The following is a 26,162-nucleotide window of genomic DNA, read 5'->3' on the forward strand; positions in this document are numbered from 1 at the left end:
ATATTATGAAAAAACTTATATATATATTTTTAGGATTCATACTCTGTTCTCTTACGGCACTTAAAGCTCAAACAGCGATTGCAGATCCTAAAATGTGGACAGTTCCATCAATATACACTATGGATGAACCTGTGACATGGTACTTCGATTTCGGAAATGCACCTCAGGTCAATGACGGGGAAGCCCTCTATTTATGGATATGGGCACCTAAGAACCCAACGGGAAATCCTATTCCGATCAAATATGAAGGAAATAGAATCTGGAGTATCAGCCTTACTCCTACTGTTTTTTTCGGAATGACTGTTCAGGAACTTTTTGATAATAAAGAGCCCTTTTACTTTCTGCTAAGGGATTTAGATGCAACAAAACTTACCGGAACCCTGCAACTCCCGAAAACAGACTACGTAAAAGATTTCGTAGAAAGTGGTAAAATGATGGATTACGGCCCAACGGATTTCCAACTGGGGAGTACTGTATCTATTCTTTTCAATTCCAATCTGGTTGAGGGATTTAATCCTGCGCCCTCCACTGTACATATGCATGGAGGGTTGAACGACTGGGATGCCCAGCAACAATTCCAGGCATGGTTACCTGAGATTCGTGAAAAAACCCTGTTCAAACATTTGGGGAATGGCATTTATAAAAAAGATATAGTGCCGCAAACATACTTCGGTGTTACAGAAGAATACGAAATGGAAAATATAGTCTTTCTGGCTGTTAAATACAATGGCAATGATGCCGCTCCGGATTGGGCAGGAACATCTCCGGATATGAAAATACTAGCGCCCGGAACACCGGTTCCCCCTCCCGCCAATTTCTACTTCTTTCCATTGAAAATAAGTATAAATGACATTCTGATTATCACCCGTGACAATAATGACAGAGGCCAAAAGCTTTCATATACTATCAAAGGCGGAACCAAAACCCTGACAGGGGATATGGAAGGAGCAATGACTCAGCAACGCGTATATATAAATGTTGCCAAAGAGTTTAAAGGAATGGATATATCCAAACTCAATGTTTTGGTAAAAGATCAGAACGGCAAGACTATCTATGAAGGAGATATTCCATTAGTAAAAGTTGATAACCTTATTAAATAATATGATGATGAATTTAAAAAGATTTTCAAAATACGCATGCTTGATGATTCTCTCTGTTGTATGTCTCATCAACTCAGCATACGCACAAAACCGGATAACAGTAAAGGGTACTGTCGTAGATCAGAACAAAGAACCACTCATAGGAGTAAGCATCGTCCCTTCAAACCCGGCTCTGGGTACAGTTACAGACCAGGATGGTAACTTCACATTACAAGCCTCTGCCGGTGAAATATTAACGTTTTCGTATGTAGGGTATAATACATTAAAAGAAGCAGCCACTCCGGATATGAACATACAGCTACAGGAGAATATGGTTGCATTGGATGCTGTAGTAGTGGTAGGTGTAGGTTATGGAACAATGCGCAAATCGGACCTTACCGGCTCTATTACTTCGGTTTCGGCCGAAGACTTGAAAAAGGGCGTTATTACATCGGCCGAACAGTTGTTGCAGGGTAAAGTTGCAGGACTTACAGTTTCGCAGGCTACAGGAGACCCTACACAGGGTTCAAACATGCGTCTACGCGGAGGAACATCACTCTCTGCAAGCAATAATCCACTCATTGTGGTAGATGGCATTCCGGGCGTTGATATGAATACAATACAACCTAACGAAATTGCTTCGATAGATGTATTAAAAGATGCATCGGCGGCTGCCATATATGGTTCGCGGGGAGCCAATGGTGTAATTATAGTTACAACCAATCGTGGAACCTCCAATTTCTCAATGAATTATAATGGCTATTTAGCTATCAGCAGTGTTGCTAAGAATCTTGATTTATTATCGGCAAACCAATGGAGGCAATATGTTCGGGATAATAATGTTACATCGGCCGTAGACTACGGTGGTGATACAGACTGGCAAAAAGAACTTCAACGCACAGCTGTTTCACATTCACATAATTTATCTTTTTCTAATGGAGGTAAGCAAAGTGGGGTAAGAGCTTCTTTAAGCTATATGGATACTCAGGGGGTGATCAGAACAAGTGCTTTGAGCCGTTTGGCCGGTAGCTTATCTGCCTTCCAATATGGACTGAACAACAGATTAAAACTGGAAGTGAGCCTCAATGCTAATAAAGACAGCTACAACCCTGTTGATATCCGCATTTATGAAAGGGCGTATAATATGAATCCTACTCTCCCGGTAATGCAGAATGGAGAGTACACTCAAATAGGAGGTACTAACAATAACAACCCAGTAGAAGTACTGAACAATCGCAAAGACGATCAGACCCGTACACGCTTGCTCGGTTACGCTAAAGCCGAACTGGAGATTATAGAAGGATTGAAGGGCGCCGTAAATGCTTCTTACGAATACAATTCACATCAGGAACGCTTCTATACCCCATCATATGCTTTCTTCGGCATAGCCGACAAAGGATATGGGAGGCGCAGGCTTGGCGACTATACCAATACACAGGCGGAGACTTACCTGACATATGATAAAAAGTTTGCCGGAATACATAAATTGAATGTGATGGGCGGATATTCATATCTGAAGAATATGTATGAAGGTTTTGCTGCCGAAAGAAGAGGATTCGATACCGATATATTTGGTTACAATAATCTGGCAGCAGGTAATACACTCGGATTAGGAGACGCGTCCTCATATAAGGGAACTTCAAAGCTAATATCTTTTTTTGGTCGTGTCAACTATGTATTGTCTGATCGTTATATGTTCACAGGAACAGTGCGCCGCGACGGTTCATCCCGTTTTGGAGACAATCACAAATGGGGTACTTTCCCATCCGTTTCAGCAGCATGGAGAATATCGGAAGAAAGCTTTATGGAAGGAACCCGCGGATGGCTCGACAATCTGAAGCTACGTCTAGGTTTCGGTATCACCGGAAATCAGGATGGAATAGACTCTTACAAATCATTGTCACTGATGGGAACGATAGGTGGAGGAGCATATTACGATCAGGCCAGCGATTCTTGGAAACAATCGTATGGCATTGTTCAGAATGCCAATCCCGACCTGAAATGGGAATCCACGGCACAAACCAACGTCGGTATAGACTTTGCTTTTCTAAATCGCTTCAATGTTACAATCGACGGATATATAAAGAAAACTTCCGACCTGTTATATACTTATCCTGTTCCTCAGCCTCCATACCTCTATCATGAGATGATGGCAAACGTGGGAGACCTGGAGAATAAAGGGATCGAATTCACTTTGGGGGCCAACATTATAAATACGAAAGACTTTACATGGAATGGAAATTTTACACTTGCCTATAACAAACAAAAAGTAACCAAGCTATCAAACGATAAATATCAGACAGAAGCCGTTTCTTATGGAAATCTTCATGGCCTCACAGGTATGACAGGTGTTTATACCCAGACATTGAGGGAAGGATATGCTGTGGGTACTTTCTGGGGCCCAAAATGTTTGGGAATCGACGAAGATGGCAAATATATTCTGAATAAAGATGAGAAAGGAGAACTTATCTATGAGGATCTGGGTAATGCCCAGCCAAAACTTACTATGGGATTCGGGTTGGACTTCAGATATCGTGACTTCGATCTTAATATTGCCGGATACGGATTGTTCGGACAAAAAATATTGAATGCTCAGGGTATGGTTATAAGCAGTATGGGACGCTTACCCGGATCAAATATTCCTGACGCATGGCTAAACAAGGGAATTGCCGATTCGCCTATATTTTCAGACTATTGGATCGAAAAGGGAGATTTCTTCCGCCTGCAAAGTGTTACGCTTGGTTATACATTGCCTGTGAAAAACAACTGGTTCTCAAAAATCAGGGTATATGCGACTGCTGAGAACCTGTTTACACTGACAAGATATGACGGAATGGACCCGGAAGTCAATTACAGCGGATTACTGAGTCCTGGTATTGATAAATCTATCGGAGAATCCAGAGACGGAGATAACTATTATTATCCGCGAGCCAGGACAATATCATTCGGTATAAATCTATCATTTTAATCATTTCTAATTCTGAATAACTATGAAATTGAAATCAATAATATCCATACTAGGCGGAGTCATGCTTCTAAGTGCATGCACCGACTTATCGGAAGATCTTTATGACAAAGTCGGCTCCGGTGACTACGGAAAAACACCGGCTGAAGTAGAAACAATAGTTGGACGTGCTTACTCTTCTTTGCGAGGTGGAGCCTCGGACGGAGTGAATTTTTATCCGACATCTGAATTTGTGTTTTTTGTACCATCGGTGGCATCCGATGAATGTGTGATACCAACCCGTACTCCCAACGATGACTGGTACGACGGGGGAATGTATCTGGATATTCAGCGTCACCAATGGAAACCGGACAATCCCAAATTGTGGGCATTGTGGAAGTATGCCTATAACGGAATAGCTGCGACCAATGCCATTATATACCAGGTAGAACAATCGGGGCTAGATGAAGAAGCAAGCAAGCCTTTGTTTGCCGAACTGAAGTGTCTGCGCGCATATTACTATTATAAACTATTAGACTGGTATGGAAATGTACCTATCGAAATATCCTATATAGTGGAGAATATACCTGAGACATCATCCAGAGCCGATGTTTACAAGTTTATAGAAGAAGAACTCACTGGTAATATAAATTATTTACCAACAGAAGGCTATGGACGATTTACCCAAAATGCAGCAAATCTGTTATTGGCCAGATTGTATCTGAATTCGGAAGTATATATAGGCCAGGCACGCTGGAACGACTGTTTGACTGTATGCAGTAAGATTTCGGGCCAATTAGAACCTGATTATTTCACAAGTTTCAAGACGGAGAATCAGACTTCCAAAGAAATTATATTCAGTATTCCTTATGATAACAAAATGGGTACTCTCGGTAATTTCCTCCATTCAATGACATTTCATTATGAACAAAAATGGGCTATTTCAGCAACAGGAAACTATCAGTGGTGTGGAAACGGGATCAGCGCTCAGCCGGGACTATATTCTGCCTTTGAAGAAACAGACATTCGCCGTAAATCCATTCTTATGGGACCTCAGATCGATCTCAGAACCGGATCTACTATCATTATGCCGGCCTCAGGCAATCCATTGGTATATACAGAAGAGATTACTGATATAACCAAATCTCCACAGAATGAAGGAGGGCGATTAAACAAATATGAAGTAAAAGAAGGAGTAGCATGGGAAAGAGACCACGACCTTGTGCTTATGCGCTATGCTGAAGTACTTATGATGCAGGCAGAATCCAATATCCGTTTGGGTAATGCCGGGGCAGCACGTCCTTTCATCGAGCAAATACGCTCAAGAGCAGGACTTACTACTCCCGAAACGATCGATCTTAATTTTATAGATCAGGAACTGAGGAGAGAATTTGTATTCGAAGACCATCGCAGAACAGATAATATCCGTTTTGGAACGTACTACGGGGCATGGTGGGAAAAACCAGCTGATAGTGCGGACAAGCATACCGGCCTATTTCCTATACCTGCTCAGGAAATCGCGAAAAACAACAAGCTAAAGCAAAATCCGGGCTATAACTAGCCTTCAAACCAATTCATCCGGTGATATAGTATCATCGGATGAATATTAAACTTTTACAAATGAAAAGGATTTCAGTGATTATACCCTTCGTTTTATTCATATTGTTCATCAGTTGCGGAAATGATGACGAATCTGCAAATAAAGGTAATGGAAACGGTAACGAAATAGAAAAGTTTGAGCCCGCATCCGCTACAAAAACAAATCCGATGAATTTGTATGTACATTACATGCCTTGGTTCGAGACAAAAGAAACCAATAATGGAACATGGGGACAGCATTGGACTATGGCCAATAAAAATCCCGACAAAACAGATGCCGGCGGCAAGAGAGAAATAGCCTCTCACTATTATCCTCTGATAGGTCCATATGCATCAAGCAATGAAGCCGTAATCGAATATCACCTTCTGCTAATGAAATATTCGGGAGTCGATGGTATTCTGATCGATTGGTATGGTACCCGTGATAAATATGACTATAAAGCCAATAAAACAAATACGGAAGCTATTGTAAAAGGATTGGAAAAAGTAGGTTTAAAGTTTGCTATCGTATATGAAGACCAAACACTAAAAGATGATTTGGAAGGCAATGCAAAAATTACACAGGCTAAAGCCGATATGCAATATCTGGAAAGCAATTTCTTCGGCAAGTCCAACTATATAAAGATAGACAGCAAACCTTTCTTGATGGTTTTCGGCCCTCAACAAATCAAAACACCTGCCGAATGGACAAATATATTCAGCAGCTTAAAAAACAAGCCTGCCTTTGTCACCCTATACGGCCACTCAGGTCTGGCCAGCAATACGGCGAATAAGAATGCGGCGGGAGAATACATCTGGGTAGACGCGACCTCTATGGAAACGAAATATGCTGTAAAAGATAATTTCGATATATTCTTTGGTGGCGCTTATCCGGGATTTAAAGATTTCTATAAAGAAGGCGGATGGGGAAATTCCGTTCTGGCAACAATAGATCATCAGGATGCAGCATTACTCCATAGCCTGCTGCAAATGGCCAAAAATAAAAATACAGGCTATCTGCAACTTATTACATGGAACGATTTTGGAGAAGGAACAATGATAGAACCTACTCAAGAATTCGGCTATAAGTTCTTAAATGAAATCCAGATATTTTCGGGAATATCGTACAATACACAGGTTCTGGAGAGTATTCTTGATTACTATAACCTGAAAAAGAAATATAAAGGAAATACCCAGATAGAAAAAGAGCTTCTGCAAGCTTTCTATTACTATATATCATTGCAGGATACTAAGGCTCAACAGATAGTAAATGAATTGAAAAACAGATAATAACAACTACATCATGAAACATGTATTATATTTATTGATCTTCGCGCTCTCATGCCTCATCGCATGTACTCCCTCTCAAGTACCATCTTCGGTTACTTCCCCTGATGGTAGTATATTTATATCTGTAACGGCAGAAGGCGGAAAGATCTATTACTCTGTAGAAAAAGATGGTAAAGCAATTCTGAATAAGTCCCTTCTCGGCTTTGTGCTGAAAGAGAACAGCTTTTCAGCAAACCTTGCCATCACCGATATAAAGCAATCATCTTTTAGCGAAACATGGGACCAGCCATGGGGAGAAGAAATGGCTGTAGAAAACAAGTACAACCAGATGGCTGTAAATGTGGAAGAGGCTGATGGTCTGAAACGTAGGTTCTCTATCATATTCCGTGCATTCGATGACGGAGTGGGGTTCCGTTACGAATTTCCAGATCAGGAAAACCTGAAAGACTTTATCATCATGGACGAACTCACCGAGTTTGCTCTTGCAGAAAATTATAAAACATGGTCTATTCCTGCATATAAGACACAGTATTATGAAGGCCTGTATACAACAGCTCCGGCAAACGAACTGGATACTGTTTGCACTCCTCTGACCATGGAAACAAAAGGAGGCCTATATGTGACAATTCACGAAGCTAATCTTACTGATTATGCGGCAATGAATCTCTTGTCAAAAGGTAAAACATCTGTACTAAAGGCTGACCTGACCCCATGGGCGACAGGGGAGAAAGTATTTATGAAGGCTCCCGGAGTAACGCCTTGGCGTACAATTATCATCGCTGCCAAACCGGGAGATCTTATTCTTTCAAGGCTGATGCTCAACCTGAATGAACCCAATAAGATAACAGATACCTCGTGGATCAAAACCGGAAGATATATCGGTATATGGTGGGGAATGCACATGGAAAAATACACCTGGTATCAAGGTCCTAAACACGGAGCAACTACAAAGAATGTAAAAAAATACATTGACTTCGCCGCCAAACACAATTTCTCCGGCGTACTGGTTGAAGGATGGAACGACGGATGGCAGAACAACTGGACTAAAGAGGGTGATAAATTCAGCTTTACAAAGGCATATTCCGATTTCGATTTACAAGAAATAACTAAATATGCAGCGATGAAAAACGTTAAGCTTATCGGTCATCACGAAACCGGAGGAGCCACACTCAACTATGAAAGACAATTAGACAGTGCTTTTGCTCTTTACCAAAAGTATGGAGTAGATGTCGTAAAAACCGGATATGTGAGTCCCCTTCTGGATGGCAAACAAAGAAATAGCAGTCAGTATGGAGTACGCCACTACCGTAAAGTGCTGGAAACGGCCGCAAAATATCATATAATGATAGATAACCACGAACCCGTAATGCCTTCAGGCCTGCAACGCACATGGCCAAACCTGATGACTCAGGAAGGAGTCAGGGGGCAGGAATGGGATGCCTGGTCTAAAGATGGAGGTAATCCTCCCGATCATACTACAATTATCCCATTTACGAGGGGATTGGCTGGTCCAATGGATTTTACTCCGGGCACATTCAATTTCAACAATCCGGTATTTCCAAATACACGCGTGCAAACCACTCTGGCAAAACAACTTGCTCTATCCGTTGTGATATATAGCCCTCTGCAAATGGCTTCGGACGATATAGAAAACTATGAAAATAATCCGGCTTTTGAGTTCATTACTTCTTGCCCTACAAACTGGGCTAAAACCGTAATCCCGGATGCCAGGATAGGTGAATATGTAACTATCGCCCGTAAAGACAGGGATAGCGAAAACTGGTATATAGGAGCTATTACGAATGCCGACAGCCGTAAATTGAGCTTATCTCTCTCATTTTTGGATAAGGGAGCCAGATACAAAGCTAAAATATTCAGAGACGGTAAAGATGCCGAATATAAAACCAATCCATACCCTATAGAAATTGAAGAGGTCGAAGTAAATTCCGGTACGACTCTTAACCTGGAACTTGCAACCAGTGGAGGAACTGCAATTATATTAACAAAACTTTAGTAGCAGAATGGGCTTATAAGATTTCTTCCTTGATAAAATACCCTTGTACAAATAGTACAGGGGTGTTTATTTTAGATAAACTTCTTCTCTTCGTTTTTTACTTTATCTGCTATTTTGTATCTTTACCACCTAATTAAAACACACTAAAAATGAAAGGGAAAATACTTGTAACAGGCGGAGCCGGATATATTGGTTCACATACTGTTGTAGAACTGCAAAATGCAGGGTATTCGGTTGTTATAATCGACGACTTATCCAATTCGACAGCCGACTCCATCGACGGAATCGAACGTATCACAGGCATCAGGCCTGTTTTCCAAAAGCTGGATTGTAACGACCTCGAAGGACTGAGAAAACTATTCACTGCTCATCCCGACATCAAAGGAATTATACATTTTGCCGCAAGCAAAGCTGTAGGTGAATCGGTACAAAAACCATTGCTTTATTACAGGAATAACCTGAATTCCCTTATCAACCTGCTCGACCTGATGCCGCAGTTTGGCGTTAAGAATATCGTTTTCTCATCGTCTTGCACTGTATACGGGGAACCGGATGTAAATCCGATAGATGAAACTGCCCCTGTAAAACCGGCAGAATCGCCATACGGAAATACAAAACAAATAAACGAGGAAATAATCAAGGATTTTGTACGTTCAGGAGCCGATATAAAAAGTATCATCCTGCGCTACTTCAATCCGATTGGCGCGCACCCTTCTACCGAAATAGGAGAATTACCGAATGGTGTCCCTCAGAATCTTGTTCCTTATATCACGCAGACAGCTATTGGTGTACGTGAGCAAATGAGTGTATTCGGTGACGATTACAATACTCCTGACGGTTCATGTATCCGCGATTTTATCAATGTGGTAGACCTTGCCAAAGCCCATGTAATAGCTATCGATCGCATGCTGGAGAATAAATCGGAAGAGAAAGTCGAAATTTTCAATCTGGGAACAGGCCGTGGAGTTTCTGTTCTGGAACTTATCAATGTATTTGAAAAAGTATCGGGAGTAAAGCTAAACTATAAAATCGTAGGACGCCGCGAGGGTGATATAGAAAAAATATGGGCTGAACCTAAGCATGCAAATATAGTTCTGGGATGGACTGCCAAGGAAAACATTGAAAATACAATGGATTCAGCTTGGAAATGGCAATTAAAGCTGAGAGAAAAAGGAATTATGTAATTCTATTTTTAAAGATAGAAAAGAGGCTGCCCCAAAAGTAAAATTGCACAATCAAAGTGTTACCCTATTTGTCATTGGCTCCGCTTCGCTCTGCCGAACGTTGTTTCTGAGTGTAACGAAGAATCCCGACCCTCCGGATACGAGATGTTTCACTCCGTTCAACATGACAAAATAATATGAAAAAATACTTTTGGGACAGCCTCTTTTTTCCTTTACTCCACCGGAATATATATTTCTGTTTTCAATTTATCAGGTGCGGTATTTTCCGGATTATTTACATATTTCTCAAATAAAGGGGCATTCCGTACCTGATATCCACCTTCCGGAATCCATTTCCCGTAAATAGTATCATAAATACTGCCTAACTGGTCATAAGATCCCTGATAATGGAATACGGCATACTTCCCTCCCTCTATTTCTTTAACACCTATTTCACCTTTTGGGACAGCCGGTTTATGCATTACAAGGCATATATCTGTTCGTAGCTTATGCGATTCGGTTACTTTAGGGTCGTCATAATAAAAACAAACATGCTCTATTCCCGCCGAAAACAGCTTGTTCTCTTTTACAAACTGCCAGAGACGTTTCCATGTACCGGGAAAATCGAGGGAAGAATACTCTCCGAATAGCCGGATATAAATGGCTTGTTTAGATTCTACTTCCCGTATTTTCGGAGCTTTCAGGTTCAGGTTCTCATTAATTAGTAATGGTTTCATAATCGTGTAACTTTTATTGTTTCTATAATCTGTAGGTGAAATATTATAGAACTGCCGGAAAACCTTTGTCAGCGAAGAAGGAGTGGCATACCCCACATTGTATGCAATATCCTGTACGGGAAGCTCTGTGTACCTCAACAGCCGGGCTGCAGTCTCGACCCGTATCCTTACAACAAAAGCCCCTATCGGTTCGCCTACAATCGCTCTGAATATACGATGGAAATGATATACGGAGAAGTTTGAAACTTCGGCGAGTTTATTCAGATCCATTTCCTCATCCAGATTGTTACCGATATACTCGATAACCACATTAATGCGTTTGGCATATTCTTCTCTGGTGATTGTTTTCTGTTCCATAGTCTATAAATGTTTCGATACAAAATTATGCACCATTCATTTTATTATCTTTTCCAATCTTGCTAATTTACGGAATGGATGTATTTAGGAAAATGAGTAATCGGATCTGTTCACAAATATATTTGGTTAGAGCATAATTACCAAAACTCCGCTTTAGCCATACTTGCTAAGCACTCTTTTTAATCTTTTTTGTTAAACAGAATTATTTATTTAATTTTAGAACCTCTTAGAACATACATTTATTTATTAAATCAATTAATATTATGAGAATTATTAGAAGTTCTTTTGTGTTACTTATCGGTCTGGTAAGTAGTGTAAGCATGTTCGCACAACTCCCTGTATCCTTTGGCGTAAAAGCCGGTATGAATTTATCGGAGATACAAAAAATGGATGATAATGTTAAGGTGGGTTTCAATATCGGGCTAACTGCAGAGCTTGCATTGCCAAGTAACTTTTACCTGATGTCAGGTCTGGAGTTTACAACTAAAGGAGCCAAAAGCAAAATTAATATTGCCGATGCTTCCGGATCTATATCCAAGGCTACATATAATGCTATGTATCTCCAATTGCCTATACATGCGGGATATAAACTGGATCTGGTACCCGGTACTAAACTCATATTCCGTGCAGGACCATATCTGGCTTATGGCGTAGGAGGAAAAATAAAATGGGATGCAAAAGAAATTAAAGATCAGGATATCTTTACTGATGATAGTAATCGCTTCGATTTTGGAATCGGAGGAGCTGTGGGTGTTGAATTCTTAAATAAAATAAGCGTTAGCCTCGGTGCTGACCAGGGTTTAACTAAAATATTTAAAGACACCAGTACAAAGAACCGGTGCGCGCATATCAGTGTAGGATATAAATTCTGATAGAATTCTGTAAACTTATATAAAAAATAACAGGGTGTTCAGATCGAACACCCTGTTATTTTTTTAATTTATCTTTTTTATTACTTCCTGCATAATATAAGCCATCTTCGGCTGGGCTATTTTAGCGGCTTCCTGCACATCTTCGTGTGTTACCTCCACTATCTTCCCTATTACACCCAGATCGGTGATTATAGAGAATGCCAGTACCTTCATTTTGGCATGACTGGCTACTATGACCTCCGGTACTGTGGACATACCTACGGCATCGCCGCCTATAATGCGGAACCAGTTATATTCGGCCGGCGTCTCGAATGTCGGACCCTGAGTTCCTACATAAACCCCATGTTGCAACTTTATATTGTTTTCCTTAGCTATCTGCATAGCTAATAAACGAAGTTCCTTGTTGTATGCATCGCTCATATCGGGGAAGCGTACGCCGAGTTCCTTATAATTCTTCCCACGCAGCGGATGTTCGGGGAAAGTATTGATATGATCGTCGATAAGCATAATATCGCCTATATCGAAACTGCCATTCATTCCACCAGCCGCATTAGATACAAAAAGGTATTTGATGCCCAACGCCTGAAATACCCGGATAGGGAATGTTACTTCCTGCATGTTATAGCCTTCGTAGTAATGAAAGCGGCCTTGCATGGCTATCACATCTTTACCTCCGAGTTTCCCGAAAATAAGTTTTCCACTGTGCCCTTCTACTGTGGAAACAGGGAAATTTGGTATGTTTTCGTATGGGATATCTTTTTTGTCACTTATCTCGTGTACCAGTTCACCAAGTCCTGTACCCAGTATGATGGCGATATTAGGAATAGTCTGCACTCTACTTTTTATAAAGCCTGCGGTTTCCTGAATTTTCTCTAACATGTTTATATATTTTTTCTTTAAAATCGTCCTCTTTATCCAAGAATGTAACCTCGATAGGCAAATAGTACATATGCCTTTTTATTTCTTCATCTGTATTTTCGTTCAAAACAAGACGGGTAGCATCTTTTTCCGTCACCAGAATAATCTTATTTTCGGACGGTATACCCGCAAATTTATTTATAATATGCTGGATATCTTTTGCTTTGAAACTATAATGGTCAGGATAAATTATGGTATCTACTTTATCTGTATATTCCTCCAGTTTCTTTAATATCATCTTTGGCGATGCTATTCCGGTAGTCAGTAAGATATGTTTGCCTTTCAGGATATCTAACGGCTGTTCGACAGCAGAATCCTTAAATACCGGCTGTAACTGTTTATAGGTAAATTGCGTAAAATATAATCCCTGATACGGAAAAGCATTTATATCGTGCGAAATAATGCGGTAATCGATTGGCTGCATATCATCGGGACATTTTGTTACGATTATCATATTCGCATTTACAAGAGCCGATGCAGGCTCTCTTAATCGTCCGGCAGGAAGCAATTCATCTTCATAAACAGGACGGTTGAAATCGGATAGAATAATGGTATAAGAAGGTTTTACATACCTGTGCTGAAAAGCATCATCCAACAAAATCACTTCGGGAGGATTTTCCAATGCCAGCATTTCTTTAATACCTCTTCTCCTGTTGCCGTCGACGGCAACTATAGCATTCGGAAATTTTTGTTTTATCTGGAACGATTCATCACCCAGATCACGGCTGTCAGAATCGTTCGTAGCCAATACAAAACCTTTCGATTTTCGTTTATATCCGCGGCTGAGTACCCCTACCCTGTATTTTTGCTGCAACAAGCGTACAAGATATTCGGTATGGGGAGTTTTTCCCGTTCCTCCTACTGTGACATTACCGATGCAGATAACAGGGATATCAAATTCTTCATGTTTGAGTATTCCCCAGTCGAAAAATTTGTTGCGTATGAATACAATCAGCCTGTACAACCATGAAAACGGCAGCAACCATTTGTTGATATGTACAGGCTGATTTTTTATCATTTTTCTTTAAAATTCTTGAAAAGAGCTTATCTTATATTGATATCGTAAGGCATGCGTGCCTGTATAAAGTCTTGCTCTTTTATTTCCTTGATTGTTTTGAACAGTTGATAATCACTACCAAGATATTCTTTCATGGCCCGTGTGGTCAGTTCTTCTTTCTGATCGCTAAGGAAGGATTCGAAGAAATCCCTTTTCTTAGGAAAACTGTTTAAAGAATAATCTTCGAGGTTTGCCAGTTTGGCTGCTTCTTCAATAGCTTTGTCTATACCTCCCAATTCGTCTACCAAACCTATTTTTACAGCCTGGTTACCTGTCCATACACGACCCTGTGCAATAGAATCAAGGGCGTTTTTAGCAATACCACGGCCATCCGAACAACGGGTAAGGAATAAATCGTATCCGCGCTCTATATAATTTTGAAGTATTGCCTTTTCATCATTACGCATCGGACGTGTCATATCTCCGAAATCGGCATGTCCATTTGTTTTTACATTATCGAATGTAAGACCTACTTTCTTGGTAAGGCCTTCTACATTGGGGAACATACCGAATATACCGATAGAACCTGTCAATGTATTCGGCTGGGCTATGATCTTAGAAGCGTTACAAGATATATAGTATCCTCCCGAAGCCGCATAGTCTCCCATAGATACTACTACAGGTTTCTTCTCTTTCAGGTCGGTAACAGCTTTCCAAATCTGCTCGGAAGCATAAGCGCTACCTCCGGGAGAATTTACACGGAATACAACGGCTTTTACCTTGTCGTTGTCTTTCAGTTTCTCCAGTTCTTTTACAAAGCGTTTGCTTGTAATTCCATCAGTGCCCGAACCATCGGTTATGGAACCTTCAGCATACAATACAGCTATGATATCTTTCGATTTGCTTTTGTTTTCAGGTGATACGGTAGTCATATCTTTTACCGAAGCCAGACGCACATCTTTAGCCTTTTCTACTCCTGTGAGCAATGTTTTCAGATATTCCCTTACTCCTGTTTCATACATAAGTGTATCCACCAAGCCATCCTGCACACATACTTCAGATTTTTTGAAAAGGGCAAGTGAATCGGTAATTACATTTAATTTTTCCACAGAGATATTTCTCGAAGCTGATATTTCACTTGTGATGGTCGACCACATATCACCTATATAAGAAGATACCTGCTCACGGTTGGCATCACTCATTTTATCGAGCATAAACGGTTCTACCGCAGATTTAAATGTACCTACTTTGAATATCTGCATTTCTATACCTATTTTATCTAGTAAGCCTTTGTAAAAAGTAGGGGAAGCTGAAAGCCCGTGCAGGTCGAGATGACCTTCCGGATTCATTATTAACTTATCAGCTACAGACGAAAGATAGTAACAGCCCTGTGTATATACATCACTATAAGCAACAATAAATTTTCCGCTTTCCTTAAAATCTATCAATTGGTCCCTGATTTCTTTCAGGGAAGCATTTGACGCGGAAAAAGCACCCGCATTTATATATATACCTTTTATTTTATCATTTTCCTTTGCCTTTTTTATAGACGAAATAATATCATCCAATCCTATTTGCGCTTCACTATTTTGATTAAGCATAGTCAATAAAGGATTCTCTTCTTCCACCCTTTCGGATAATATACCTTCAAGTTTTAACGCCAGCACTGTATTATCTTTCAATGCATAACTTTCTTTAGCTGACAACGCAGCTAAAACAATAAAAAATATAAGGAAACAAATTCCTAATACTATAGAACAGCCTAAAATAGAGGCCAGTAAACTTTTAAAAAACTCTTTCATCTCGTAGCTTTTATATTTAAACAGGTAACAAAATTATATATTTATCTGGTAATATGCTATTTAAAATCTATAAATCATTAAAATTTACAATTATTGATAGTATGTTCATAACCTGTTGAAAACTGTTAATATATTTTTCAAATAAAAATCATGGTTTATAAAAACAAAACATCATATACAAAATAAGTCGCAAACAACAATTAAAAATCACATCAATTTATTGTATCATATTTCAAAGGATTATCAACAGAGATGAACAAAACTGAAATAAGTTATTTTTCAACAAATATAGTTATCAACATTGTTTTAATAAAGTTCACAATACGCTATATACAAATAATTTGTCTACTTTTATAGTTGTTAATAAGACACAATCCTATGCAAACAGATTTTTAATAATGAAATATACAAGTTTTTCAGGAAAAAACAATGAACACAATTAACAGCCTATAATAACCAACATGATTTTTTTTAAAGTTTAAATAAAAAGAATAATATTAATATAATTTGATAATAACTCCGTAATCCTGAAAAAATAGGGATATAACAAGAATATATGAACAAAGGAAAATTTTTTAGAATTATTTTAGTCTTGTCTATAATATTGAATGTTGCGACACTAGCTTATATAGGTATAAACTATTACATAAACAGGAAAAACGGTAATATTTTTAAATTGAATGCCTACGCCTGGGCCAACAGTCAGTTGGAAGCTCCCGAACCAGGCGAAAACCGGGTGGTATTTATAGGTAATTCCATTACTGAAAACTGGGTGCATCTGAGATATAAATTCTTTAAGGACAACAATTATACCTGCCGTGGCATTGGCGGGCAGACCAGTCCCCTGCTTTTGCTTCGTTTCCGTCGGGATGTAATAGAACTTAATCCTAAAATAGTGGTTATAAATGCAGGCATAAATGATATAGCCGAGAATACGGGCGAATACGATCCTGTGTTTACTATGGATAATATCAAATCTATGGCGCAACTAGCACAAATAAACGGGATAAAGGTTATACTGACATCTGTACTGCCTTCGAGCGGATATGGATGGAAAGGTCATATAAGGAATATTACACAGAAGATAAAAGATCTGAATATAGAAATAAAGACTTATGCTGAAGAAAACGGCTATAGCTATGTGGATTATTATTCGTCTATGGTGAATGATGAAGACAAAGGGATGAAAGACGGTTATAGTTTCGATAGCCAGCATCCGAATGAAAAAGGCTATTCGGTTATGGAACCTCTGATACAGAAAGCTATTGATGATATATTGAATCAAAATTGATAATGATATGAAAAGAGCATTTTTATTATTTTCCTTACTGGCGAGTATGACGGTTGCCGGATTTTCTCAACAGTTTGATCCTTCTAAATTATCTGTGGGTGGTAACTTCAGTTTACAGTTTGGAGACTATACTGTTGTGGGTATTTCACCGCAGATAGGATATGATTTTTCCAGATACCTTACTGCGGGGGCAGGTTTCGGATATACTTATTTTAAAGATAAGCATTACGATTATAAGTGGAGTAACAGCTATCTGAGTTTCGATGTATTCGGACGTTTTTATCCTGTTGAATATCTGGTTATCAGTATACAGCCCGAAATGAGCCGTATGTGGCAGAATATAAAATATAATGACGGTATGGAATTCAGTGAAAGTAAATTTGTACCTTCGTTCCTTATCGGTGGAGGTGTGCGTCTTGGTGGTATGATAGCCATGATACAATATGATGTAGTGCAGGATAAAAATTCACCTTATGGCGACAATATATTTTATAGTGTAGGATATACTTTCAGATTTTAAGATATCGGACCTTTTTACTATTCTTATAATTATAAAACTTTAATTGATCATGAAGAAACTTATTTTAATGGCTTCGTTTTTTTCTATGTTTTGTCTGTTTTCCAATGCCCAAAAATTTAATGAATTGATAAATATGGCAAAATACGCTAAAGCTAACAGCGAATTGCCTGCACCCTCTAAAGGTGAACATCGGGTGGTATTTATAGGTAATTCCATTACTGAAGGATGGGTTGGCCAACGTCCTGATTTCTTTAAGGAGAACAATTATATAGGCCGGGGAATAAGCGGACAGACCAGTCCGCAGCTTTTATCCCGTTTCCGTCAGGATGTTATCAACCTGAAACCTGCGGCTGTCGTAATTAATATAGGTACAAATGATGTAGCTGAAAATACAGGGACTTACGATGCTGATTTTACACTCGGAAATATTAAGTCGATGGCAGAGCTGGCTAATGCCAACGGTATAAAAGTTATCCTGTCCTCAGTAACTCCGGCAGGAGAATATCCGTGGAGAAAAGAGATCAAGGAAGTACCTCTTAAAATTGCGGCATTGAACGCCGGTATCAGGGAATATGCCGCATCCAACGGATTTGCTTATATAGATTATTATAGCCTTCTGAAAGATGAAAACAGAGCTATGATCGCCGCATACACTACCGATGGTGTACACCTCACAAAAGAAGGTTATGCTGTAATGGAAAAAGCAGCAAAGGCAGTGATAGATGAAGTATTGAAATAGTTTGGATATATAATATGAATGAGCCTTTTAATTATAAGATTAAGAGGCTTTTTTATGTAATAAAGTTTAAGATTACCAATATTAAAAGCGATAAATAAAAAAATCGTAACTTTGTACCCAAAATAATTTAAAACTGAATAATGGCATTACAATGTGGTATAGTAGGCCTTCCGAATGTAGGAAAATCTACTCTTTTCAATTGCTTGTCGAATGCTAAGGCACAATCGGCAAATTTCCCGTTCTGTACTATCGAACCGAATGTGGGTGTTATTACCGTACCTGATGAAAGGTTGAATAAACTTTCGGAACTGGTAAAACCTAACCGTATAGTACCTACCACTGTAGAAATAGTGGATATAGCAGGCCTTGTAAAAGGTGCGAGCAAAGGAGAAGGATTAGGGAATAAGTTCCTTGCCAATATTCGCGAAACAGATGCCATATTGCATGTTCTTCGTTGCTTCGACGATGATAATATTACACATGTCGATGGCAGTGTAAATCCTGTACGCGATAAGGAAATTATAGATATAGAACTACAGTTGAAAGATCTGGAAACTATCCAATCCCGCATACAAAAGGTAGAAAAACAGGCTAAAACAGGAGGTGATAAGGATGCTAAACGTGCTTACGATATCTTGTTACAGTTTAAAGAAGCATTGGAACAGGGCAAGTCTGCCCGTACCGTCAAATTCGATAATAAGGAAGACGAGAAGATAGCCAGAGAGATCTACCTGTTAACATACAAACCTGTGATGTATGTTTGTAATGTAGACGAAGCCAGTGCCGTATCGGGTAATAAATATGTGGAGCAGGTACGTGAATCGGTGAAAGAAGAAGATGCTGAAATATTGATCGTAGCTGCAAAGATAGAATCGGAAATAGCTGAATTCGAATCATATGAGGAACGTGAGATGTTCCTGTCCGAAATAGGATTGGAAGAATCCGGAGTGGCTCGCTTGATTAAGTCGGCTTATAAATTATTAGGTCTGCAGACCTATTTCACTGCCGGAGTTCAGGAGGTACGTGCATGGACATTTACGGCAGGATGGAAAGCCCCTCAATGTGCAGGCGTGATACATACCGATTTTGAAAAAGGCTTTATCCGTGCAGAGGTAATTAAGTATAACGATTTTATTACTCTGGGTTCCGAAGCAGCTGTAAAAGAAGCCGGGAAAATGAATGTTGAAGGTAAGGAATACATTGTTCAGGATGGGGATATAATGCATTTCAGATTTAATGTGTAAAGTAACCTGAAGGTTAAATGATTATAAACTATGATTCTCCCGGACAGTTATGTAACAGGATATGGTCTTTGATACCATCCATTGCTTACGGACTCGAATATAAAGAGAAAGTTCTTGCGATAAATCTCGATAAGTATTCGTTAGACTTTGAGAATCTGAATAGTAATAAATATATCAGGTTTGCTTCCCGGAAACTTGTCCAAAGATTCCTCTTATCCATGAAAGCGAGAGGATATATACAGAACGGGCAACCTAACATTTTTTCGAAGCTGTTTAAGCTCAATCTGATAGAAGGCTGGTCGAACCGCCTGGGCAATGAAGAATTGGTAATAAAACATTCCGGTGAAATAAGAAAGATATTCACATTCAGCAGTGAAGTGACAGATGTGGTAGACGCCTTATTTTCAAAGCTTAATGATAGGATTGTCATTGGTGTGCACATTCGTCGTGGCGATTATGCCAAATGGAACGATGGTATTTATTATTATACCGATGAAGAATATCTTCATGTGATGAAGGACATAAAAAAGCAATTTGATGATAAGGGACAAAATATAAAATTCCTGCTGTGTTCGAATGAAAGACTGGATATTAAGCATTTCAAGGAATTGGATTGTTTTATAATACCTGATTCGTCAGGACCTAAAGATTTATATGCTTTGTCGAAATGCTCGTATATAACAGGGCCGCCAAGTTCATATTCACAATGGGCTTCCTATTTCGGGAAGAAGCCTATCAGGCTGATAGTGAAAGTAGATGAGAAAGTCTTGTTACCGGAGTTTTCGCAGATTATAGCATTAAATAAATTAGAAAACGGAGACGTTATTAATATAGATTAATTAAAATAGCACTGATATGATTAGTCCAGCAGACAAAAAAGATTACCCGGTACTGATAGCTGTATGGGAAAGCGCTGTAAAAGCTACTCATGATTTTCTGTCAGATAAAGATTTTGAATTTTATAAAAAACATATACCCATTTATTTTGAGCATATGTCGTTATATAAATATAAAGATAACAAGGGTGTCGTTAAAGCATTTCTTGGAGTGGCGGACAATAGCATCGAAATGTTATTTGTAGATAATGAAAGCCGTGGATCAGGTATAGGTAAGATACTACTCGACTATGCCGTAAATAAACTGAATGCCAGAAATGTGGATGTCAATGAACAGAATAAGCAGGCTTTGGATTTCTATTATCACTTTGGTTTTAAGGAAGTAAGCCGGGATGAATACGATGGTGAAGGAAAAGGATATCCTATACTTCATTTAGTTAAGTCGGATGAATAATAAAGAGAAAAAATTAGCTTACTTTGTACATCATTTATTTATATAATGTTTTTAATACCTGATATATGGCTCAAAAAAATAAAATCACGACAGTACTGTTCGGTCTGGATGGTGTTGTTGTAGATACAGAACATGATTACGACAAGTTTTGGAGTAAAATAGCACAAGATAATGATTTGAAAATAAACAACTTTCCTGATATAATAAAAGGAATGACCTTAAATTCAATTATAGAACTTTATTTTGCTATCTCCAGTCCTGAAGAGAAACAGGCTATAAGACAGTCTTGCTACGACATGGAGCAATCCATTGATTATAAGAAGATAATAATCCCGGGTGTACTCGATTTTATTCAATATATCAAAAAAGAAGGCTATAAAGTGGGTTTGGTAACCAGTTCCCCTGCAAGTAAAGTAAAGGTTGCTCTTGCTCAACTATCATTAGAGGATGCATTTGATACTGTTATTACATCGGATAGTATAAAGAAAGGAAAACCCGATCCGATGGGATATGTTTTAGCTAAGAACAACTTAGGTGTTTTGTCTTCCGAATGCGCTGTATTTGAAGATTCTTTTACAGGTATAAAAGCGGCTACATATGCATTTATGCGTGTGATTGGAATTTCCACTACATTATCGGCCGATTATCTGAAAGATTATACTTATGCGGTTGTATCTGACTTTTCGGACACTGATAAATTGAAAACACTTCTGGCATAGAAATAAATTTAAATATCCGTAATCAAAGAGTGCCTCCGTGTACTCTTTTTTCGTTTCTGACCTTAAATATTTGAACAGATAGTTATTTTCTAATATTTCAAAGAACGATAAGCCGGCTACTCTTTACCGACAACTCATTTTACAGATAAAATTTTTCTAATAAAATGCAAAATAGCTAGAGTGTTTTATTCTTAGGAAAGTGAATATCAAATTTAGTCCATCCATCCTGAGATTTCAGATCGAATTTGCAATTATGATTTATCAGTACCTCACGCACGAACATCAAACCTATTCCCTGCCCTGACGATTTTGTAGTAAAAAACGGTGTAAAAAGCTTTTGTCTTACATCATCGGTTATTTCGGGACCATTATTTGCTATTTCGATGGATAAAGGGTTTGATCGCGTGGATATTCGTATCTCCCCATTCTCCCCTATAGCTTCATAAGCGTTTTTAATCACATTTACGAGCACTTGCTCAAATTGGATACCATCTATGCGGATAATGTTATTATCTTCCGTTAAATCCAATTTAAGGTCTATATTCCGGTGTTTACATTCGAGCCGTGTAAGTGCATCTACCGAACGTGCCAGTTCGTTGAGGTCGGTATCGGCTATGGAGGGTACAGGTATTTTGACCACTTCGGCAAAGTTGCTGATAAAATAACCCAAATGCCTGCATCTGTCAAACGATGCATCTACAGCGGGAAGTACGTCGGCAAGTTCGTTATTATCATTTTGCCGTAAGATATCCGATATCACATTCAGCGTGGAACTGACGGCGCCTACCGAATTATTTACCTCATGTGCCATCATGCGGATGATATTCTCGTACGATTTCTTTTCTATTTTCAGTAATTCATGTGTAAGCTCTTCTATCAGGATAAACGGATGGGAAAATCCCCTGTCGATAAATGAAGAACGTATGCAGCGGTATAGGGTGATACCCGAACTCCTGATAACTACGTCTTCGTCGGCGTTGAGTTTCTCCAATTGGCTTCCTATGCCGATTCCCGAATCTGAAAGTTTCTTCCCTTTTACTTCGCTTATACTCCTGACATCGAGTAGACGCAGGCCCGAAGGGTTGATTTCGGAAATACGGTCGTCAAAATCAAGGATAATCACTCCCTGCGGCGATGCCTGAATGAGCAGATCCAGAAAGTGGTTTTTTTCTCTTACCTGTAACCGTTCATCTTTCAGCTGATCCATCATTTTATTGAAGACCGAAATCAGTTTATTGGCTTCACTATCGGAAATGAGGCGCAAACGTGTCGAGAAATCCTGCTCTTTAAGTAATTCCATCCCGTCGGCGATTATCTGGTATGGTTTTATCAGCCGGTAATATAGAATGACAAACAGGATAATAGCTAAAATGGCTATACCCTCTATTATCATGAATTTATATATATTCGTATTATAAAAAAGGAACCCGATGGAAAGCAGAGCTCCAAATACCAATATTACCAATATCCAGAAAAGAATTTTCGATTTCATGAGCTTATTGTTCGTTGCTGCTTATACCGTATTTCTCCATGCGCCTGTATAGTGCCTGACGTGTCAGTCCCAGTGCCATCGCTATTTTAGAATGATTGTTTCCGTACAGTTCTATTGCTTTCAGTATCATGTTTTTTTCCAGTTCTTCCAGAGGATAAACAGAATCGGGTAACCTGGCAGAAGAAACTGGTATTTCGGTATATTGTTCTTTAAAATCCTTATCAGTAATCAGGTCTTTGGCTGATACAAGAATAACACGATCGACCAGATTTTTCAGCTCCCGGATATTTCCCGGATATGGAAGCCTTTGAAGGTAATTCATTGCATCGGATGAAATTTCTATATTATCCAGTCCATTCAGTTCTGCCTGTCTTTTTGCAAAATGATTTACCAGTAAAGGTATGTCTTCTATACGTTCACGGAGGGCAGGCACGCGGATGGAAATTAAATTGATACGGTAAAAGAGGTCTTCGCGGAAAGTTCCTTTCGATACCATTTCGGCCAGATTCCTGTTTGTTGCACTTATAACACGTATATCTACCTGTTTTTGTCTGCTATCACCTAACGGTTCGAAAGTTTTGTCCTGTAATACCCGTAGCAGTTTTACCTGGCAGGCGGCATCGAGTTCTCCTATTTCGTCCAGAAAAATACTTCCTTTATTCGCCAGTTCGAAGCGCCCTACCCTATCGTAATGCGCATCTGTAAAGGCTCCTTTCTTATGACCGAACATCTCGCTTTCGAACAATGATTGGGAAATACCTCCCAGATTGACCTTTACAAATGGGTTTTTGCTACGGTTGCTGTTTTCATGTATTGCCTCGGCTATCAGTTCTTTACCTGTCCCACTCTCGCCTGTTATCAGTACAGATGCATTGGTTTTTGCTATACGTGAAATGGTATTGAACACGTTTTGTAAAAGGGGCGATTTTCCTATGATTTTGTCACTCCGGAAAGTCTTTATTGTTGGAACGTTGCTGGTTTCTACTTCTTTCTCTGATTCTTCTTTCAGCTGTATAGCGGTTTGTATGGTATTCAGCAAAGCCGGATTATTCCACGGTTTAGTTACAAAATCAAATGCACCTGCTTGTATTCCCTTTACAGCCAGGTTAATAGAACCCCAAGCCGTAATCAATATTACCGGTACACCGGGTGCGAATATTTTCACCTGACGAAGCAATGTAAGCCCTTCTTCTCCACTTGTACCTTTTGTATAATTCATATCCATCAGGATAAGATCGGGCAGGGTAGTGCGTACAAAATCAATGGCTTCTTGCGGGGAAGCGGCATTTGCTGTCTTATATCCGGCCCGGTTAAGTACCAGGGTAAGCGAGGAGCGTATGGCAGCATCGTCGTCGCAGATTAATATCATAGATTTTCTTTTTATAATCAGTAAAAATAGTTATTTCCAGTGTATTGAATCGAAAAAGGTAACAAAAGTAACACTTTTTTCAGTGAACAGTAAACAGTCATCAGTTAACAACTTGTATCTCGCTTCTTGTCTACTCGTAACTGCCCGCTGGGCAAAGTAACTTGTAACTTTTCCAAATACTTCAAAGAACTATCAGCTAATAGCTAACGGCTAAAAGCTATATATAGATAAAGTTTTCGCATATTCATATCAATTACAATCAATTGATAGCACTTTCGTAGTCAACCGAAATCTCTCTGTCACTGATGAAGTCATATAAAGTAAGACTTCTTATCTGATAATAATAAGACCATAGCTGATACATCTGCTCTATATAATTCCTGCGCGCTTCGTCTTTTGATGATTGCGAATCGTTCAGGTTCAATACATCTATCTTTCCCAATACGAATGCTTCGATGGATGTATTGTAACGCTGCTGGGCTATTTTATCTGTTTCTTTGGCCAGTTCGAGTTGCTTCGACTGGCTGTTGAAATTCTGTACCCGCAGGAAGACATTCTGATTAAAGTCCATTTGCTCTTTTTCTATGCGTGAGTTTTCTACATCACGTTCCGCTTCGGCAATCTTTACTTTCCCTTTTCCTTTTCCCCAGTCGAGGATCGGTATTTTTATGCCTACATTTACTATCTGATTGTTTCGCCAGTTGTTGCTGTTGAATGCACGGGAGAATGTATCTTCCTGTCCCGACATACCGAAGGATACAAACAGTTTTGCGTTCCAGCGGTCGGCCTTTGCCTGGCTTACGTCACGGTTGGCTTCGAGCATTCTTTTCTGTACATTCCGGGTAAATGAATTGTTTTCCCGGGCCAGAGCTATTACCTGCGCATATGAAAGGACCGGTAATTTATCTGCCAGTGATTCGGGTATTATGGGTTTTAGTATAAGATACTCCCCATAATTCAGAAATGAGCGTAGCTGAAACATACGCGCATTGAGCGAAGCCTGGGCATCGGTGAGATACGATTCGGCCTTGAGCAACGATACTTTCAGCTGTAACAAATCGTTTTCTGAGATCTGTCCTATTTTTCGTTTGGCTTCGGCAATCGTATAGAGTTTCTCCGAGTTTTTCAGGTTTTGCTCTGCTATTTCCATATTTATCTGTCCCAGCAACAGATTGAAATAGTATTGTATGGCCGTATTGGAAACTTCTTCCATATCACCTATAAGCTTTTGCTGTGCTTCCTTATATTTTACGGGTTCTATACGTTGGAGCCACTTCACACGGTTGAATCCGAAAATAGGTTGTTCCAGTGTAACGGATGCCGGTATGCCCATATAGCGGGTAGAACCTCCCTCTCCGTATTGTTGTAAACGCTCAAAGCTGCTTTCTACGGACAAGATACCTCCTGTGAGAGGAATATTCTGCGATATGGAAAGTCCTCCGTCTATGCGGCTGTAATCGTTGCTTACATAGGTGTATGTACCATCCGTATTCTGGAATTGATTATATGACTTGGAATAATAGGGTAGGGTGGAGTTAAGCGTTACTTCCGGTAACAACTCGGCTTTATAGGTACGGTAACCCCAGTAGCTGGATTTGTATTGGTTGCGTGCCACAACTGCATCTACCGAATTGGATACACTGCGGTTAATGGCATCCGTCAGGCTGATAGTTATAGTATCCTGTGCGGTCAGCCCGGCAGAGAACCAAAGAGAAATTGCTATGGCAGACAGAGTTTTTTTCATAAT

Annotated in this window: 21 protein-coding genes; 14 read left to right on the forward strand and 7 right to left on the reverse strand. The window is 39.4% G+C overall.

The features are described 5' to 3' along the window. Positions 1 to 5: 5 nt before the first annotated feature. From ACFO6W_RS25515 to galE, 6 genes are all read left to right on the forward strand, one after another. A complete protein-coding gene (locus ACFO6W_RS25515; RefSeq protein ID WP_380001854.1) occupies positions 6 to 1,100 on the forward strand; it encodes a hypothetical protein in 1,095 nt (364 codons plus the stop codon). A gap of 1 nt (position 1,101) precedes the next feature. Beyond that, on the forward strand, positions 1,102 to 4,047 hold the full coding sequence (locus ACFO6W_RS25520) for a SusC/RagA family TonB-linked outer membrane protein (RefSeq protein WP_380001856.1): 2,946 nt from the start codon (positions 1,102 to 1,104) through the stop codon (positions 4,045 to 4,047). A gap of 22 nt (positions 4,048 to 4,069) precedes the next feature. Continuing rightward, the gene (locus tag ACFO6W_RS25525; RefSeq protein ID WP_380001858.1) at positions 4,070 to 5,584 is read left to right on the forward strand and encodes a RagB/SusD family nutrient uptake outer membrane protein; all 1,515 of its coding nucleotides are present in this window, start codon (positions 4,070 to 4,072) and stop codon (positions 5,582 to 5,584) included. Between the two features lie 59 nt (positions 5,585 to 5,643). Beyond that, positions 5,644 to 6,891, forward strand: a complete 1,248-nt coding sequence (locus ACFO6W_RS25530; protein WP_380001860.1) for a glycoside hydrolase family 99 protein — start codon at positions 5,644 to 5,646, stop codon at positions 6,889 to 6,891. A gap of 13 nt (positions 6,892 to 6,904) precedes the next feature. Continuing rightward, positions 6,905 to 8,905, forward strand: coding sequence for a glycoside hydrolase family 97 protein (locus tag ACFO6W_RS25535; RefSeq protein WP_380001862.1), 2,001 nt, complete (start codon positions 6,905 to 6,907; stop codon positions 8,903 to 8,905). Between the two features lie 149 nt (positions 8,906 to 9,054). Continuing rightward, positions 9,055 to 10,089 carry a UDP-glucose 4-epimerase GalE gene (galE, locus tag ACFO6W_RS25540; protein WP_380001864.1) on the forward strand — a complete coding sequence of 345 codons (1,035 nt, stop codon included), beginning with the start codon at positions 9,055 to 9,057 and terminating at the stop codon, positions 10,087 to 10,089. 212 nt (positions 10,090 to 10,301) lie between these two features. Here galE and ACFO6W_RS25545 read toward each other — a convergent pair whose 3' ends face one another. Continuing rightward, a complete protein-coding gene (locus ACFO6W_RS25545) occupies positions 10,302 to 11,162 on the reverse strand; it encodes an AraC family transcriptional regulator (protein ID WP_380001866.1) in 861 nt (286 codons plus the stop codon). 263 nt (positions 11,163 to 11,425) lie between these two features. Between ACFO6W_RS25545 and ACFO6W_RS25550 the strand changes: the two genes are divergently transcribed. Continuing rightward, positions 11,426 to 12,034 carry a porin family protein gene (locus ACFO6W_RS25550; RefSeq protein ID WP_324354523.1) on the forward strand — a complete coding sequence of 203 codons (609 nt, stop codon included), beginning with the start codon at positions 11,426 to 11,428 and terminating at the stop codon, positions 12,032 to 12,034. 63 nt (positions 12,035 to 12,097) lie between these two features. Here the strand turns inward: ACFO6W_RS25550 and ACFO6W_RS25555 are convergent, their stop codons facing one another. From ACFO6W_RS25555 to sppA, 3 genes are read right to left on the reverse strand one after another with little or no spacing between them, the layout of a single operon-like run. After that, the gene (locus ACFO6W_RS25555) at positions 12,098 to 12,913 is read right to left on the reverse strand and encodes a purine-nucleoside phosphorylase (RefSeq protein WP_380001868.1); all 816 of its coding nucleotides are present in this window, start codon (positions 12,911 to 12,913) and stop codon (positions 12,098 to 12,100) included. Further along, positions 12,870 to 13,970, reverse strand: coding sequence for a tetraacyldisaccharide 4'-kinase (lpxK, locus tag ACFO6W_RS25560; RefSeq protein WP_380001870.1), 1,101 nt, complete (start codon positions 13,968 to 13,970; stop codon positions 12,870 to 12,872). Before lpxK ends, ACFO6W_RS25555 begins: the two co-directional genes overlap by 44 nt. Before the next feature lie 26 nt (positions 13,971 to 13,996). Continuing rightward, a complete protein-coding gene (sppA, locus tag ACFO6W_RS25565; protein WP_380001872.1) occupies positions 13,997 to 15,751 on the reverse strand; it encodes a signal peptide peptidase SppA in 1,755 nt (584 codons plus the stop codon). Between the two features lie 556 nt (positions 15,752 to 16,307). On the opposite strand from sppA, the gene ACFO6W_RS25570 reads away from it, so the two are divergent. The 7 genes from ACFO6W_RS25570 to ACFO6W_RS25600 all read left to right on the forward strand — a co-directional run bounded on the left by ACFO6W_RS25570 (position 16,308) and on the right by ACFO6W_RS25600 (position 21,554). After that, on the forward strand, positions 16,308 to 17,042 hold the full coding sequence (locus tag ACFO6W_RS25570) for a GDSL-type esterase/lipase family protein (protein ID WP_380001874.1): 735 nt from the start codon (positions 16,308 to 16,310) through the stop codon (positions 17,040 to 17,042). A gap of 7 nt (positions 17,043 to 17,049) precedes the next feature. Next, positions 17,050 to 17,562: a hypothetical protein gene (locus ACFO6W_RS25575; protein ID WP_380001876.1), complete on the forward strand. Its 513-nt coding sequence runs from the start codon at positions 17,050 to 17,052 to the stop codon at positions 17,560 to 17,562. A 49-nt stretch (positions 17,563 to 17,611) separates the two neighbouring features. Then, the gene (locus tag ACFO6W_RS25580; protein WP_380001878.1) at positions 17,612 to 18,301 is read left to right on the forward strand and encodes an SGNH/GDSL hydrolase family protein; all 690 of its coding nucleotides are present in this window, start codon (positions 17,612 to 17,614) and stop codon (positions 18,299 to 18,301) included. Positions 18,302 to 18,441: 140 nt separating this feature from the next. Further along, complete coding sequence (ychF, locus tag ACFO6W_RS25585) at positions 18,442 to 19,545, forward strand: redox-regulated ATPase YchF (RefSeq protein WP_380001880.1); 1,104 nt, start codon at positions 18,442 to 18,444, stop codon at positions 19,543 to 19,545. A gap of 17 nt (positions 19,546 to 19,562) precedes the next feature. Then, complete coding sequence (locus tag ACFO6W_RS25590) at positions 19,563 to 20,384, forward strand: alpha-1,2-fucosyltransferase (RefSeq protein WP_380001882.1); 822 nt, start codon at positions 19,563 to 19,565, stop codon at positions 20,382 to 20,384. Between the two features lie 16 nt (positions 20,385 to 20,400). Continuing rightward, entirely contained in the window at positions 20,401 to 20,835 is a 435-nt protein-coding gene (locus ACFO6W_RS25595; RefSeq protein ID WP_380001884.1) for a GNAT family N-acetyltransferase, read from the forward strand. A 65-nt stretch (positions 20,836 to 20,900) separates the two neighbouring features. Then, on the forward strand, positions 20,901 to 21,554 hold the full coding sequence (locus ACFO6W_RS25600) for an HAD family hydrolase (protein WP_380001886.1): 654 nt from the start codon (positions 20,901 to 20,903) through the stop codon (positions 21,552 to 21,554). 175 nt (positions 21,555 to 21,729) lie between these two features. On the opposite strand, the gene ACFO6W_RS25605 is transcribed toward ACFO6W_RS25600, so the two are convergent. The 3 genes from ACFO6W_RS25605 to ACFO6W_RS25615 form a co-directional block, all read right to left on the reverse strand. Then, positions 21,730 to 23,046 (reverse strand): sensor histidine kinase, encoded by a 1,317-nt coding sequence (locus ACFO6W_RS25605; RefSeq protein ID WP_380001888.1) that lies wholly within the window; start codon positions 23,044 to 23,046, stop codon positions 21,730 to 21,732. A gap of 4 nt (positions 23,047 to 23,050) precedes the next feature. Beyond that, the gene (locus ACFO6W_RS25610) at positions 23,051 to 24,415 is read right to left on the reverse strand and encodes a sigma-54-dependent transcriptional regulator (RefSeq protein WP_380001890.1); all 1,365 of its coding nucleotides are present in this window, start codon (positions 24,413 to 24,415) and stop codon (positions 23,051 to 23,053) included. A gap of 259 nt (positions 24,416 to 24,674) precedes the next feature. Continuing rightward, positions 24,675 to 26,159, reverse strand: a complete 1,485-nt coding sequence (locus tag ACFO6W_RS25615) for a TolC family protein (protein ID WP_380001892.1) — start codon at positions 26,157 to 26,159, stop codon at positions 24,675 to 24,677. Between the last annotated feature and the right edge of the window lie 3 nt (positions 26,160 to 26,162).

This window comes from Dysgonomonas termitidis, assembly GCF_042654545.1.
GTDB lineage: Bacteria > Bacteroidota > Bacteroidia > Bacteroidales > Dysgonomonadaceae > Dysgonomonas > Dysgonomonas termitidis.

Coding starts and splice junctions, on each gene's coding strand:
- ACFO6W_RS25515 (WP_380001854.1), top strand. CDS start 6: ATGAAAAAACTTATATATATATTTTTAGGATTCATACTCTGTTCTCTT.
- ACFO6W_RS25520 (WP_380001856.1), top strand. CDS start 1,102: ATGATGATGAATTTAAAAAGATTTTCAAAATACGCATGCTTGATGATT.
- ACFO6W_RS25525 (WP_380001858.1), top strand. CDS start 4,070: ATGAAATTGAAATCAATAATATCCATACTAGGCGGAGTCATGCTTCTA.
- ACFO6W_RS25530 (WP_380001860.1), top strand. CDS start 5,644: ATGAAAAGGATTTCAGTGATTATACCCTTCGTTTTATTCATATTGTTC.
- ACFO6W_RS25535 (WP_380001862.1), top strand. CDS start 6,905: ATGAAACATGTATTATATTTATTGATCTTCGCGCTCTCATGCCTCATC.
- galE (WP_380001864.1), top strand. CDS start 9,055: ATGAAAGGGAAAATACTTGTAACAGGCGGAGCCGGATATATTGGTTCA.
- ACFO6W_RS25545 (WP_380001866.1), bottom strand. CDS start 11,162: ATGGAACAGAAAACAATCACCAGAGAAGAATATGCCAAACGCATTAAT.
- ACFO6W_RS25550 (WP_324354523.1), top strand. CDS start 11,426: ATGAGAATTATTAGAAGTTCTTTTGTGTTACTTATCGGTCTGGTAAGT.
- ACFO6W_RS25555 (WP_380001868.1), bottom strand. CDS start 12,913: ATGTTAGAGAAAATTCAGGAAACCGCAGGCTTTATAAAAAGTAGAGTG.
- lpxK (WP_380001870.1), bottom strand. CDS start 13,970: ATGATAAAAAATCAGCCTGTACATATCAACAAATGGTTGCTGCCGTTT.
- sppA (WP_380001872.1), bottom strand. CDS start 15,751: ATGAAAGAGTTTTTTAAAAGTTTACTGGCCTCTATTTTAGGCTGTTCT.
- ACFO6W_RS25570 (WP_380001874.1), top strand. CDS start 16,308: ATGAACAAAGGAAAATTTTTTAGAATTATTTTAGTCTTGTCTATAATA.
- ACFO6W_RS25575 (WP_380001876.1), top strand. CDS start 17,050: ATGAAAAGAGCATTTTTATTATTTTCCTTACTGGCGAGTATGACGGTT.
- ACFO6W_RS25580 (WP_380001878.1), top strand. CDS start 17,612: ATGAAGAAACTTATTTTAATGGCTTCGTTTTTTTCTATGTTTTGTCTG.
- ychF (WP_380001880.1), top strand. CDS start 18,442: ATGGCATTACAATGTGGTATAGTAGGCCTTCCGAATGTAGGAAAATCT.
- ACFO6W_RS25590 (WP_380001882.1), top strand. CDS start 19,563: ATGATTATAAACTATGATTCTCCCGGACAGTTATGTAACAGGATATGG.
- ACFO6W_RS25595 (WP_380001884.1), top strand. CDS start 20,401: ATGATTAGTCCAGCAGACAAAAAAGATTACCCGGTACTGATAGCTGTA.
- ACFO6W_RS25600 (WP_380001886.1), top strand. CDS start 20,901: ATGGCTCAAAAAAATAAAATCACGACAGTACTGTTCGGTCTGGATGGT.
- ACFO6W_RS25605 (WP_380001888.1), bottom strand. CDS start 23,046: ATGAAATCGAAAATTCTTTTCTGGATATTGGTAATATTGGTATTTGGA.
- ACFO6W_RS25610 (WP_380001890.1), bottom strand. CDS start 24,415: ATGATATTAATCTGCGACGACGATGCTGCCATACGCTCCTCGCTTACC.
- ACFO6W_RS25615 (WP_380001892.1), bottom strand. CDS start 26,159: ATGAAAAAAACTCTGTCTGCCATAGCAATTTCTCTTTGGTTCTCTGCC.